Raw genomic sequence first — 13,730 nt, forward strand, 5'->3', positions numbered from 1 at the left:
TTCAAAGAAGAAACAAGCAGAATGGCCGAGGACATCCGAAATCGAATCGGTCCTAAGGAAGCTGAAATTTTGGAAAGTCATATGGTTATGATTAGTGACCCTACCATGGCAGGGGAAATGAGCAAGATGATTGCCGTAGGACAATGTGCGGAAGCTGCCGTTGAAGCGGTATGTGATATGTTTATCGGCATGTTTTCCAAGATGGACGACGAATTTATGCAGCAAAGGGCTGCGGATATCAGTGATATTAAGTTAAGTCTTTTAAAGATTCTTTTGGGCATTGAAGATGTGGATATCGGCTCTGTACCGGCAGGAACCATTCTGGTAGCAAGAGACCTGACTCCTTCCATGACTTCACAGATTAAAAAAGAAAATATGGCAGGAATCCTAACAGAAATAGGCGGAAAGACCTCCCACTCTGCTATCTTGGCCAGAGCTTTAGAGATTCCGGCAGTACTCTCCGTCCCCAATATTACTACTCTTGTGAAAAATAAGGATACTGCCATCGTGGATGGAACAGAAGGAAATGTCTACATTAACCCGGAGGGAGATATACTTTCCGGCTACATCATTAAAAGGGAAGAACATATCCGGAAACAGGCGGAGCTGAAAAAATTCTTTGGAAAAGAAACCAAAACAGCAGATGGCATTAGCCCGGAACTTTTCTGCAATATCGGCACCCCTCAGGACGCTAAAAAGGCTATGGAATGTGATGGAGAAGGGGTAGGACTCTTCCGTTCCGAATTCCTCTTTATGGATAACAAGCACATGCCTACTGAGGAAGAACAATTTCTTGCTTATAAAGAAGCCGCAGAAACCCTTGGTGGAAAAGTGCTTATCATCAGAACCCTGGATATTGGCGGAGATAAAGATATTCCTTACCTCAATATGAAGAAGGAAGAAAATCCTTTCCTGGGCTATAGAGCGGTTCGTTACTGCCTGGGTAACAAGGAATCTTACCGTATCCAGCTTCGTGCTATTTTGAGATCCAGCGCCTTCGGTAAGGTGAAAATCATGGTGCCTTTGGTGACCTGCGTAGAGGAAATCCGTGCCGTTAAGGACTTGCTTACAGAAATCAAGAAAGATCTGGATCAAGAGGGGACTGCTTATGACAAAAACATTGAAGTGGGCTGTATGATTGAAACTCCCTCAGCCTCCCTTATTGCCGACCTCTTGGCTAAAGAATCCGATTTCTTCTCCATTGGAACAAATGACCTTACTCAGTATACCATGAGCGTTGACAGGGGAAATGCGGATGTGGCTTACCTGTATTCTACCTTCCAACCTTCCGTACTTCGCTCTATAAAGCATATTATTGACTGCGGAAAAGCTGCGGGAATTCCTGTAGGAATGTGTGGCGAGGCTGCTGCTGACCCGCTGTTTATTCCTCTCTTAATTTCCTTTGGACTTAGCGAGTTTAGTGTAAATCCTGTGCTGGTACTGACTGCAAGATGCATTATTTCCAAGTGGAGTAAAAAAGAGGCTGATGAGCTGGCAGAAAAGGTAATGTCCCTCTCTACAGAGGCGGAAATCCTCGCCTTATTAAAGGAATCCGTTAAGGAATAACTATATAGAAGATTATTGTCATTAAAGATTAGTTTTACAAAAACACTTTTATAAAGAAATAAATGCATAAAAAATGATTTCATAAAAGATGAAAGACATAAAAGAATGACTGTCTATAGAACAACGTAGATTCCCCCACTCCATCTCTTAGCTTTTTTCACCGGTAACACAAAGGATGCGCCCATTTTCTTTGATTCTGCAGATGATGAACTTCCTGAATTTTTAGAAAATAATGAGACTCGGCTCCAATCTTTTCTCAATGCCATGAAATGGCTTGGAAAACGAACTCTAGAAGTTTATGAGGCCAGAAAACAGGAATTTTATCGCTATAATGAAGAAAAGGAAATAAGTGATTTTTAAGCTTCCATTTTCGAATCGGCGAACAAACTTGGCGGACATACATAGAAAAGAAGATTTTTGTTCGATATAACTGACAAAAATCTTCTTTTTGAAAAAATTATCGTTTAAACACTTCTTCCCTTATCTCCCTTGAGCTTCCCATTTCCCCTAGGCTATCCAAGCTCCTCCACTTCATCAGCTGTAGGAATAGAACTTTGTGCTCCGCTTCTGGAAACCACAATGGAGGCAAGCTTTTGTGCATACTCTATCGCATCCTCCAAGGATTGATTCTCCACAAGTTTTAGTGCCATTCCGGCTACAAAGCTATCCCCCGCTGCAGTGGTATCTATAACTGTTGTCTTTATGGCAGGAAGTCTGAAAGAATGCTCTCCATTATCAATCAAAACGCCCTTTTCTCCCATGCTCACGACAAGAATTCCTTTATACAGTTTTCTAAGCTCTTGCACCATATCTTCCACTCTGGCAGAAACATCCATTCCTGTTAAAATAGCCAATTCTGTTTCATTAGGTTTCAAAATATCCACATAGGAAAATAGCTCTTTAGGAAGTCCTGCTTGCGCAGGAGCAGGATCTAAAATCACTAACTTTCCCCGTTCTTTTGCTTCTTTCGCTGCAAAGCAAACTGCATTGTATCTCAAAAAGGTGCCACAGTCTAACCCATGGCACCCTTTATCATTTTATTCCATTTACGTAAATACCCAACCAACTTAGCTCGTAGCAAAAATTTCCTTTGCTTCATCCTTTAACTTATTAATGCACTCTTCTACGGAAATATCTCTGGCTTGAATCAATTCTGACCATGCAGATTTAACCGCACTTGTCCATTCAGAAGTGTGAATAGACATAGACGGTGCAGAAGCATTCTTTACCTGCTCATAGGACAACTTATAGCCTGCATTTTCTTCCTTAGCCCAGAACTCTTTCATTTCTTCTGTTTCCACTGCGGTGTATGTTACCGGTAGCACACCGGTTTCGATATGATTTGCAACAACCTGCTTGTCTTCCATTAAGAACTTTACGAATTCCCAAGCTGCTGCAATTTCCTCTTCACTGTGTCCCTTTGCAATAATGCCCACGGAACCTCCGCCTAAAGGTGCAGCATATCCGCCATAAGCTACAGATGCTCCCATTCCTAAGGGGAATCCCGCTTCTTCCGACTTCTTACTAATAGATGTCGCTCTATTGGAACTGGAAACGAAAGCTGCCAGTTTTTGGTTATAAAATGCCTCTTGCATTACAGAGCTGGCCTTCTCTAATGCGGGAATCGCACACCAGCCCTCCTCTGTCCAGCTATACCAATCTTTTAGGAGCTTCTCCATGGAACCATCCTCTAAACAGCTTGCACTTTTTCCGTCCTTGTCGATAAATCCAACACCGTTAAGAGAGTGCAATAGGTAGTGCTGGTAGTATGTCGGCTCAATGGTGTAGCCGATCCCCTGAACCTCTCCGTTAGATTTCTTATAAATCTCCTGTGCATACTGATTCAGTTCTTCTAATGAAGCGGGTGCATGGTCCAATCCGGCTTCTTTGAAGAGATTTTGGTTATAATAAAGAATTGCTGTTCCTCTAGTATAGGGCATGGAAACAATTTGACCATCATAGTAAACATAATCCTGTAATTCCTTCACCACATTATTCATATCAAATTTGTCCCTCTCAATATAGGGTTTCATATCTGCAAGAACACCCTCAGAGGCAAATATTGGAATTCCATTACAAGAAAGGTCTGCTAAAACCGGAGCCTCTCCCGCAGCAATAGCCGTAGTAACAGCAGCTTGCACATCATCCAAATACCCCTTAGCTACCTCCTCTACAAGAATTCCCTTCCCATTGCTTTGGTTGAACTCTTCTACCTGCTTCTTCAAAAACTGACTGTCTGTATCAGAGGTTCGGTCATGCCAGAAAGTAATTTTTATAGACTGTTCTTTAGCATCCTTACTCTCTGCCACAAGAGTCGTCTCAGCGTCTTGCTTCGCTTCAGTGCTCACTACACTCTCCTTTTGCCCCCCTGTAGAACAAGCAGAAAGCATCAGAAACAGCCCGGCCATAGTGGTGATTTTGAAAATGTCTTTTCTCATAATTTTTTCTCCTTTATTTTTCTTCCTGATATCCAAAGGATAAAAGGATTTGTTTACTAAGTAACAAAAACAGTATCCATACAGGCACAGTCAAAATACTGTTAGCAGCCATAAGTGACGGCCATTCTATTCCCTGATTTGCCTCCTGCAAACGTTGCATAGCAAGTGTTAATGGCATAAGGCTTTCTTTACTTGTCATCACAAATGGCCAAAAATAGGAATTCCAGGTACTGATAAAACTGATTAAAATTGCGGACAAAATACTTGAACGTGCATGAGGGAGTGCTATATACAATAACAGGTCCTTTTCCCCTGCCCCATCTAAATACGCCGACTCCATCAGTTCTTTAGGAAGTTGCAAAAAAGACTGTCGAATCAGAAATATTCCATAGCCATTTGCGATAAAAGGTAGTATCTGAGGCAATAGCGTTCCTAAGATTTTCATCTTTGCAAATAGAATATATACCGGAATAAAAGTGATTTGTAAGGGAATCATCAGGGATAACATCACAATACCCCAGAAAAGCTTTTTCCCTTTAAAAGAATATCGTGCAAAGCCGTAAGCCGCAGGAACACTCACAATAAGCTGTAAAAGAACGACAGAAAGAGAAACAAAAACAGAATTTTTTCCAAAATGCATAAAATCTATTTTTTGAAATACTTCCATAAAGGCTGTAGCCTGCGGTTTCTCCGGAAATAAAGAAGGTGGAAATAAAATTGATTCCCTATAGTTCTTAAAGGCAGTGCTGCACATCCAATACAACGGAAAAGAAAAGAATCCAAACATAAAAACTTTAAACAAAGTTGAGAATAGATTCTTTATTTTTTTTCTTAGTAAGATTCTCATTGACTAAAGTCCATCCTTTTCCATACTCTTTATTGATAGAAAACTTGTTTAGACAGGAAACGTGAATAGCAAAGGGTAAGGAAAATAGTAATACCTAAAAGAATTGTGGCAGCAGCTGATGCCAATCCTATCTTTGCATTCATTTCAAAAGCTTGCCTGTAAATGTATGTCACCAACACATCTGAGGCATTTCCCGGACCTCCGTTAGTCATTACCTTGACTAGATCAAAGGTTTTATATGCATTTGCCGTAATCGTAATGACCAGAAAAAATAACTGTGGAGAAATCATAGGAAACACAATTTTCCAAAAAAGCAAAAAGGAGTTGTTGGTCTCCAAGGAGGCTGCCTCTAAAATGTTTTTGGGTATTGCTTTAATGGCATAAAGTACAATCAACAAGTAATATCCAAGACTTTTCCATACCCCCACTACCGCCACACAAAAAATAACCATTTCAGAACTATTTAACCACTTACTTTTCGCTAAATGACATAAGCTCAAAAGATAATTTAAAAGCCCCCGATCCACATCAAACATCCATGACCAGATATAGGCGCAGGACACCGTTGAAATTAAGTAAGGAAAAAAAATACTTTTTTGAACTAGTCGGTTCAGAAAACTGTCTTTACGCAACCACATAGCCAATAAAACCGCCAAGAAAATGGACAGAAGCAAAACTGTTAAAGAAAAGACCATGGTATTTCTCATCGCCTGCAAAAAATCTGTCTTTGTAAACAATAAAGCGGAATAATTCTTCCATCCAACAAACTTCTTCTTTCCGATTAAGTTATAATCAAAAAAACTCAAGTAAATAAGATTCATGATAGGATACAGAGTAAATACAAAGAGTAAAAAGATTGAGGGCATCACAAAAAAATAGGCCAAGTATTTTTTTATACCTTCCCTATTTTTCATGGCATTAACTCCCTTCTTTGTACTGTGTTACAATGTATCTAACGTTATTCGATTCTGTTTCGCTCTATATTTCTTTATCCCACTTTGTATTAATCTCTTCTGCTTTATTATCCCTTTTAAAACGTTTCAGGATATAATTTACTACTGCATTTTCCAAATTACTTCCTATGATTTCCGAAGCCTCGTTTTTCAAATCATCACAGGCATTGGATACTGCAATTCCTTCATCACATTGGCGAAACATAGAAAGGTCATTTCTCCCATCCCCAAAAGCAATCCATCTGTCAAAAGAACAAAGCTTCTGCAAACGCTGAATGCCATATTGCTTCGATACTGCATAACTGAATATTTCGATATACCATCGATTCTCTAAATATCTATCCTTATATGCATCCACGGTTATATTTTTATCGTTTCGGAGAAACGTACTACATTCTTCAAACGGTGCAGGCTCATCAAAAGAAAACAAAGCATACAAGATAGATGCTTTGTTATAATCCTCTTCAGAAAAAAGTATTTTCGTAGAAAAGCCTTTCTTCTCCTCAAAATAGGTATAATCTACTAAGGATTCCCAATACTCTTCATCCTCCCGAAAATATTGCATCACTATCCGGTCATTTTCTTCAGCCACCATTAATGTATGCGGAGAATATTTTTCCGATGCTTCTATAAGTCTTGCAACAGAATTTTCCGGAAGATGTGTAGTTTCTAAAATAACTTCTTTTCCGGGATGATATAGCAAACTGCCATTCAGCAAAATTAAAGGATATTGTATCTCTAAACCCTTCAATATAGGTAAAGCAGAAAATGGGCTTCTTGCAGATGCCACGGTAAAACACAAGCCTTCCTTCATCAGCACATTGAGAAGAGTTTTAGAATATTCCGGTAAAACAGCATGTCTATCCAATAAGGTATTATCCAAATCAGAAATATAAATTTCTTTCATGCTCCCTCAACTCTCCAAAGTCATAACTGCAACAATTTAATAAAATCCGTCTTATCAGTAGCTTTGATTTATTCATAATATCATAATCTATTAAGCTTTTTTTATTCTGTTTTATGATGCAATTCTATATTTATAGAGATTCCTTTTAAGCAATTTAACCAAACAGAAAAAACTCCTCTGTATTCCCTACAAAGAAGTTTTTTATCTTAGCCTCAATAAGACTATCGTTTCTCTACCTTGATTTTCTATTTTTCAAGCTTTTTTTTATTTCTCTCCTTTATGAATAAACAACCAAGCTTTACTTTACTCTTATCTCCCCCGCCAGCTTCCCATTCTCAATTAAGGACTTAAGTTGCAATCTTCCGGCTACTCCACCGGACATCTGATCTATCACAGCATTGGCCGCGGGATGAAAATACTCTCCCCTTTCCTGGGCTTTCATTCCTGCATCCAAGGCCTGCCGTAAGATATTCTTCTCTTCAATCCGTTCTTCTTCCCGAATATCTTGCAAAATCAAGGTATGAGGGGCTACCGCTTCCTCTTTCTTTAGCATTCCTGAAAGGGGAATCTCTTTTCCATTAAACATAAATCCGGAGCAGTAATCGTGACGCACGCCAAGAATCTTCACTTGATGCTTAAGGAGCCATTCTATAGAGCTTTGAATATCCACCACATCCTTGGGAGATGTGGATATCAGGATGGTTTTACTTTCCATAAGAGCTGGTAAATCCGCACAAAGAGTTTCCCCCTGAATATAAGTGCTGATTCCACCCATGCCGGCTGTTACAGCTACAGGAACCCCCAATATTTCCGCAACAGCCATGGTGCCGGAAGCTGTCAAGCATCCGCTTTCCTTCTGTTCTATTGCCTTCGCTAAAATCTCTCTATCAATTCTCTTGATTTCTTTGGATCTTCTACGAAGGGGGAAGTACTCTTCCATTGTCCCGTGGCAAATCTTCCCATGCTCCAACCAGACCAGCTTTTTATCCTGCCAAGGCCAAAGAGAGAGGATTTCTTCCTCTCCCATGGAAACTAAGCCATGGGTCAATAAAGCGGTTTCTATAAAAAACTCTGCCATAAGTCCTCCTTTACAATCCAGTTCAATGCATTGTTCTGCTCATTTACACTCTGATTTCGCAGTGCTTTCTTCTGTTTCTTACACTCTGATTTTGCAGAGCATTGTTCTGCCTTTTACAATTCTATTTCTTCTTGCAATCTTGCTCTACCGTCAAATTCCTTCCATCTGGAAAAAAGCAAAACCAGCAAAACCATAAAATAAGGTAGCATCTTCAAGAGTTGCACCGGCATACCTCTCGAACTCAGCTCTAAATTCAAGGCATCCATATACGCAAATAATAGACAAATTGGAGCCACCTTCAGGGGATTTCCATCCCCTACTAAAATAGCCGCAAAGGCTAAAAATCCTCTGCCCGCTGTCATGTTCTCCGAAAAAATATTTAAGCCGGACAGGGTAATATAGGCACCGCCCAAGCCGGATAGGGCTCCCATAAGGAAAAGGCTTAGCCAACGATATCGAAGAATACTGATTCCCACAGTTTTTGCCGCAATTTCAGATTTTCCTATTCCTCTTACACGAAGCCCAAAAGCTGTTTTATACATAAGAACAAAACTTAACGGAATCAGAATATAGGCCAGATACACCAAAATGGATTGCTTATTAATAATCTCTCGAATGTAAGGCATTTTAGATAATAAAGGCAGAGACACTGCGGAAAACCCCTTGATTTTCGGACTGAAAAAATATCCTCTTACACCAAATATTTTTGTTAATAATAATGTCGTCCCTGCCCATGCCCCGAAGTTAAAGGCAATACTCACAATTACAGCATTTGCATGAAAATGAAATACAAACAAGCCATAAAACAGGGCAAGAAAAACTCCTGTCAAAACAGCAAAAACTGCTCCAACAAGCGGGCTGGCTGTCAGAAAGCTTCCCCAGGCAGCAAAAAAGGCTGCGGAAAGCATAAAACATTCAAACGCAATGCAGAAGGTTCCTACCTTTTGTGTAAAACAACCACCAATTGCGGTAAATAAGACAGGCGTCGCCATGCGGATGGTGGCTCCCAGAGTAACCGTCCCCAACAAAAGACTTAAGATTTCCTTCATCCTATTTCCCTCTTTTCTCTTGCTTCTCTCTTCAAGGGAAAAGAGACCTTATCTTTTAAGGCCATGGCTAAGCTTTCATAATCCACTGCCACAAAAAGTACAAAAAACATCTGAATGAGATTTACTACCAATCGATTAAGTTTGGTCACTCTTTCCATGTGTAACGCACCTGCTTTCAAAGCTCCCCAAATAAAAGATACGGGATAAACCGCCAAAGGATTATTGAGTGCAATTCTGGTAATCATAATACCATCCCAGCTCATATTTTTACTGAAATAAGGGATGAAGCGATGATAGGATCCCAGTACTTCAATAGCACCGCAAAGCCCCGCAATACTTCCGGAAAATAATAAAACCAGGACATAGTTTTTCTCTACATTTACCCCACCCTGTCTACTAAAGGCTAGATTTCTTCCCATCTGATTAAATTCATAGCCCTTAACGGTAAAGCGGTAGAAGAACCATATCATCAACAGTATAAAAATAGCGATAAATATCCCGGTACTGGCCATAGTTCCTTTGATAATAGGAGGCAGTACAGCAGTTTTCGAAATTTCCGGCGTAGCAATAGACTGCGAGCCATTTTCCGCATGCTTCCCCCCAAGAATGACCCACATCACGACAAATTCTGTAAATAGGGCTGCCAAAAAGTTCAGCATCAAAGTAGAAATCAACTCATGAATATGAAAATAGAGCCGAAGGATTCCCGGTATCAAGGCATACAGGGCACCGGCTATAGAACCTCCTATAAAACACAGAAGAACATGTATAACAGGAGGCAGTTTCAAAGTATATCCAAGAACAGCAGAAACCAGTGCCCCAAGGTACATCTGTCCTTCCATCCCCATATTCATTACCCCGGAGCGAAAAGAAATGACGCCGGCAGCTCCCACCAGCAGGCAAGGGGTCACCCAACGCAAAGTAGTTCCGAAATTAATTGGATTGGCAAAGGCTCCGTAAAATATTTCTTTTAAAGCATAAAGCGGATGTTCTCCTTGCAAAACCACCAATAATCCACCACAAAACAGTGTCAATAAAAGTGCTGTACCGTATTGCAAGGCAAGCTTTCTCAGCTTAGGAAACTTATTTTCTTTCATTTTTATTTCCCCCTAACATCCATAAGCCCAATTCTTCTTCCTTTAAATCCTTGCTGTTTTTCGGCTCCAAAAGTCTTCCGTTATACAAAACCAGTATTCTGTCCGAAAGTTCTCTAAGTTCATTAAGTTCATGGCTGATTAAGAGTATTCCCACTCCTGACGCGGCAAGGGCTAAAATCCTTTTCCAAATAAAAGAAACCGCACCCATATCTATTCCTCTTGTAGGATCCTCTATAATCAAAAGTTTCTTTCCTTGAGTAAACTCCCTGCCCACCAATAATTTTTGGATATTTCCTCCTGACAATGTGGAAATCGGAGCATTCAAGTCTGACGCTTTAACAGAGTAGTCTGTTATAATCTGCTGACATTTTTCTTCCACTTTTCCTTTATTCAATAAGATTTGATTTTGAAATTCTTTCTGTAAAGGAAAACCTATAAAGATATTTTCCCAAAGAGCAGATTGCCCGCAAGTTCCTACAGTTTTTCTGTTTTGGGCTACATAAGCGATTCCCAGTGCACGCCTTTTCGCAACAGAAAGGGAAAGGATATCTTGTCCTTCAAAAAGAATTTTTCCGCTTTGTGAAGAGGCATACAGACCGATCAGAGATTCTGCCAATTCTCTCTGCCCTGATCCGGCAATTCCTGCGATTCCAACAATCTCTCCGGAATGAATGCAAAAATTTACATCCTCTATCACAGAAATATGCTTTTTCGTCTGTAAACTTATGTTTTTTGCTTCTAAAAGAACATCTCCTACCGGTTTAACTTCTTTTTTCATTTTTAGGCTTATTTCCGAGCCAAACATCATTTTGCTAAGGAGGGCTTCTGTTGCATCTTTTTTGGATATTTTCCCGGAAACCCTTCCATTTTTCAAAACCGTTATTTCATCTGCAATTTCCATCACTTCTTGCAATTTATGCGTAATCAATAAGATTGTTTTACCTTTACTAATCAATTGCCGAATAGCGCGGAACAATCCCTGTACACTTTGCGGTGTAAGCACACTGGTCGGCTCATCCAAAATGATGATGTTGGCTTCTTTATACAATAACTTTACAATTTCCACTTGCTGTAACACAGCTACCGGAACCTTTTCCGCCAATGAATTTAAGGGGATATGAAAATGATACATTTCACATATCCCCTTAATCTTCTCTTCCGCTTTTTTCTTATCCAGAAAAATTCCCTTCTTGGGTTCACAGCCCAAGATGATATTTTCTAAAATACTCAGTCCGGGGAAAAGCATAAACTCTTGAAATACCATTCCGATGCCATGCTTTACGGCATCACCCGGATTTTTCAGCTTTATTTCCTCATTGTTCAAGAAAATCTTTCCCTCATCAGGCTGATAAACTCCGGCAATCATGTTCATCAAAGTACTTTTCCCCGCGCCATTCTCTCCTATTATGGCATGGACCTTGCCTCTTTTAATTTCCAAATTAATATGATCATTTGCTATGACACGGGGAAAAGACTTGCATATTCCCTTCATTTCCAGTAAATATTGATTTTTTTCCATAGCAAACTCCATCTGTTAGATGCTTTAAAATCAGTAGTTTAAACGATAATTATCATATCCCTTAAAAACATCAATTTTTCCTTCTTTAATATCTGAAATCAATGCTTTTACCTTAGCAAGAAGCTCAGGCGGAATATTTTTTTCGTCTCTAACATCATATACCGCACCGCCGGAACTTAAATTAAAATCCAAGGCTGTAGGGAATTGTCTATTATTTTGAGAATCATGGGCTAATGAAACAACTGCCACATTCATTGGCTTAATAGCAGACCAGAAAACACAGGGATCAATATACCCTTGCCAATCGTCTACACCGATACACTTGATTCCCGCTTCGGCGCAGGCAGAAATAACACCGGGACCTCCTAAGTAATCCGTCTGATATATAATATCAATGTCATTATTCTGAATCATTGCCTTTGCGGTTTCCTGTCCTTTAATCGGATCGAAGGGATCTCCCGTAAATGCCGGCACCACCGTCACACCATTATTGGCATAATTTACTCCGGCAGTATACCCGTCTCTAAAGCGCTGAATCTTTAAAATATCCTTATGTCCAATCCAGCCAACCTGCTTCTTTTTTGTCATATTGGCAGCCACAAAACCTGCCACAAAAGAAGACTCAAAGGGGTCTACGGAAACACTGGTAAAATTACTTTTATCATGCTCCATATAAGTGTCTAACATGAAAACATGCAAATCCGGATAATTTTCTTTTAATTCATCTGAAAGGCTTAAGGCAACTTCACTAAGCTCATCAAACATGGTAAACATTGCAGTGTATCCCTCTTGAGCCATCGCACGAATCTGATCCGGGTATTCTGCCGCCTCGGATACTTCAATACACTTGACTTCCCAGCCTTCCTTTTCCAGCTCCTCAAAGCCTGACCAAATAAGATTGGTAAATTCATTTCCAAGAGGAGAGGTTGTAATCAAGCAAGCCTTCTTGGCTTTTCCGGAAGAAGAACTTTCAGTAGCCTCCATGGTTTCTTTTGCTTCGGCCTTTTCACTCTCGCTTTCTTTTTGACTCTCTTCTTTTGCTTCTGTGGACTTTGCTTCTTTTTTAGCACAAGCCATTAGACTCAGGCTCAAAATACTGAACACAAGAAGAATCAGTAAAAATGGTCTAAACTTGGATGTTTTCATTTGTGTGCCTCCATTCAATATATTAATTTGTATAAAACTATTCCTTATACTATCATAATTACTATACGATACACACAGGATTACTTATTGTTTTTATAGATTAGTGAGCTGTTTTATTTGCTTTATCTATTACCGCCGTATCTAAAATTGTATCTGTTTTTCCCTTTTATTTTTTGCTTTTGTTTTTACTTCTTTTTAAGCTTACTATTTCCATCCTTTACAGTATTCAGCATTAAGCTCCAGATACTGTGATACTAATTTCTTTGCCAATGAATAAGAAGCCACTAAAGGATGAGCAAAGAGGGCATCTATCGCATCCTGAATAGACCTGTTACAGATTGCTCTGGCTGCCAGTCTTTCATAATCCTTAACACGACATATTAAAGCAAGAGCTCTTTCATCCGGGCACAAAACTCTATGCGGGCTTACCCCTTCCCGACTTATATTACAAGTAATTTCCACAACATCTTCATCCTGTAAATCTGGAATTGCTCCCCGATTAGGTACACATAAAATCATAGTACCTTTTGTTTTAGCTTGCATAATTTCTATGAACTTTAAAGCCACCCCTGCGTAACCACCACTATCCTGAGAATATAAATCAAATGACCAGGGTTTATCTCGACGAACGCCTGTCTCACAGGACATATAAGCATTCTCCCTAATACCATACCATTTTTCAAAGCAACGAAGACAAGCTTCGAAATCCTGATGGATATTCATGGAAGAAAGCTCCTTACTCATCTTCTGATTAATATAGGCAATGCTTTCTCCTCTAGTCTGAACTGTATGCAAAACATGATCCACTGCCTGCTCTCTATAGAAAAAATAATAGAGATACTCATTTAAAATCATTCCCATATGCTGTAAGAGATCTTTTTCGAAAAAACGCATATCTGTTTTTAAATAGGCATCTTCTCTCTCTATAAGTTCCTGTATAACCTCTCTCCCTTCTACCTTGATAGAAGAAAAAAAGGAAAGATGATTTAAACCATAACACTCTCCTGTTACCATATTCGCATCAACATTATAGAGCTTAGAAAACTGATGAAGCATTCCACTTGGGGCATCGCATATTCCGTAGCAAAAGTCATAGCCTAAATCTTGCAAAGCCTGAGATACCACACCTG

At 39.6% G+C, this 13,730-nt stretch carries 12 protein-coding genes; 1 reads left to right on the top strand and 11 read right to left on the bottom strand.

The window, feature by feature from the left end; translation table 11 throughout:
- Positions 1-1,566, top strand: a 1,566-nt coding sequence (gene ptsP / locus ACO4PX_RS03635; protein WP_485571497.1) for a phosphoenolpyruvate--protein phosphotransferase, incomplete at its 5' end; no start/stop codon positions are given.
- A gap of 512 nt (positions 1,567-2,078) precedes the next feature.
- On the opposite strand, the gene ACO4PX_RS03640 is transcribed toward ptsP, so the two are convergent.
- The 11 genes from ACO4PX_RS03640 to ACO4PX_RS03690 all read right to left on the bottom strand — a co-directional run.
- Positions 2,079-2,564: a PfkB family carbohydrate kinase gene (locus ACO4PX_RS03640; protein WP_485571499.1), complete on the bottom strand. Its 486-nt coding sequence runs from the start codon at positions 2,562-2,564 to the stop codon at positions 2,079-2,081.
- Between the two features lie 69 nt (positions 2,565-2,633).
- Positions 2,634-4,004 carry an extracellular solute-binding protein gene (locus ACO4PX_RS03645; RefSeq protein ID WP_485571501.1) on the bottom strand — a complete coding sequence of 457 codons (1,371 nt, stop codon included), beginning with the start codon at positions 4,002-4,004 and terminating at the stop codon, positions 2,634-2,636.
- A 13-nt stretch (positions 4,005-4,017) separates the two neighbouring features.
- Positions 4,018-4,851, bottom strand: coding sequence for a carbohydrate ABC transporter permease (locus ACO4PX_RS03650; RefSeq protein WP_485571503.1), 834 nt, complete (start codon positions 4,849-4,851; stop codon positions 4,018-4,020).
- Between the two features lie 29 nt (positions 4,852-4,880).
- A complete protein-coding gene (locus ACO4PX_RS03655; protein ID WP_485571505.1) occupies positions 4,881-5,765 on the bottom strand; it encodes a carbohydrate ABC transporter permease in 885 nt (294 codons plus the stop codon).
- A 64-nt stretch (positions 5,766-5,829) separates the two neighbouring features.
- Entirely contained in the window at positions 5,830-6,711 is an 882-nt protein-coding gene (locus ACO4PX_RS03660) for an HAD-IIB family hydrolase (protein WP_485571507.1), read from the bottom strand.
- 298 nt (positions 6,712-7,009) lie between these two features.
- Positions 7,010-7,789, bottom strand: coding sequence for a pseudouridine-5'-phosphate glycosidase (locus ACO4PX_RS03665; protein ID WP_485571509.1), 780 nt, complete (start codon positions 7,787-7,789; stop codon positions 7,010-7,012).
- Between the two features lie 113 nt (positions 7,790-7,902).
- Positions 7,903-8,838, bottom strand: coding sequence for an ABC transporter permease (locus ACO4PX_RS03670; RefSeq protein ID WP_485571511.1), 936 nt, complete (start codon positions 8,836-8,838; stop codon positions 7,903-7,905).
- Positions 8,835-9,935 carry an ABC transporter permease gene (locus tag ACO4PX_RS03675; RefSeq protein WP_485571513.1) on the bottom strand — a complete coding sequence of 367 codons (1,101 nt, stop codon included), beginning with the start codon at positions 9,933-9,935 and terminating at the stop codon, positions 8,835-8,837. The genes ACO4PX_RS03670 and ACO4PX_RS03675 overlap by 4 nt, the downstream gene beginning before the upstream one ends.
- Complete coding sequence (locus tag ACO4PX_RS03680; RefSeq protein ID WP_485571515.1) at positions 9,922-11,454, bottom strand: ABC transporter ATP-binding protein; 1,533 nt, start codon at positions 11,452-11,454, stop codon at positions 9,922-9,924. Before ACO4PX_RS03680 ends, ACO4PX_RS03675 begins: the two co-directional genes overlap by 14 nt.
- Positions 11,455-11,484: 30 nt before the next feature.
- A complete protein-coding gene (locus ACO4PX_RS03685; protein WP_485571517.1) occupies positions 11,485-12,600 on the bottom strand; it encodes a BMP family ABC transporter substrate-binding protein in 1,116 nt (371 codons plus the stop codon).
- Positions 12,601-12,804: 204 nt separating this feature from the next.
- Positions 12,805-13,730 (bottom strand): family 4 glycosyl hydrolase (locus ACO4PX_RS03690; RefSeq protein WP_485571519.1); only part of this gene is annotated, 926 nt, incomplete at its 5' end.

This window comes from Oribacterium sp. (assembly GCF_057249185.1).

Excerpts from the sequence above, each read along its gene's own strand:
- ACO4PX_RS03685 (WP_485571517.1), bottom strand. The coding sequence starts at position 12,600 with ATGAAAACATCCAAGTTTAGACCATTTTTACTGATTCTTCTTGTGTTC.
- ACO4PX_RS03665 (WP_485571509.1), bottom strand. The coding sequence starts at position 7,789 with ATGGCAGAGTTTTTTATAGAAACCGCTTTATTGACCCATGGCTTAGTT.
- ACO4PX_RS03650 (WP_485571503.1), bottom strand. The coding sequence starts at position 4,851 with ATGAGAATCTTACTAAGAAAAAAAATAAAGAATCTATTCTCAACTTTG.
- ACO4PX_RS03675 (WP_485571513.1), bottom strand. The coding sequence starts at position 9,935 with ATGAAAGAAAATAAGTTTCCTAAGCTGAGAAAGCTTGCCTTGCAATAC.
- ACO4PX_RS03655 (WP_485571505.1), bottom strand. The coding sequence starts at position 5,765 with ATGAAAAATAGGGAAGGTATAAAAAAATACTTGGCCTATTTTTTTGTG.
- ACO4PX_RS03670 (WP_485571511.1), bottom strand. The coding sequence starts at position 8,838 with ATGAAGGAAATCTTAAGTCTTTTGTTGGGGACGGTTACTCTGGGAGCC.
- ACO4PX_RS03645 (WP_485571501.1), bottom strand. The coding sequence starts at position 4,004 with ATGAGAAAAGACATTTTCAAAATCACCACTATGGCCGGGCTGTTTCTG.
- ACO4PX_RS03660 (WP_485571507.1), bottom strand. The coding sequence starts at position 6,711 with ATGAAAGAAATTTATATTTCTGATTTGGATAATACCTTATTGGATAGA.
- ACO4PX_RS03680 (WP_485571515.1), bottom strand. The coding sequence starts at position 11,454 with ATGGAAAAAAATCAATATTTACTGGAAATGAAGGGAATATGCAAGTCT.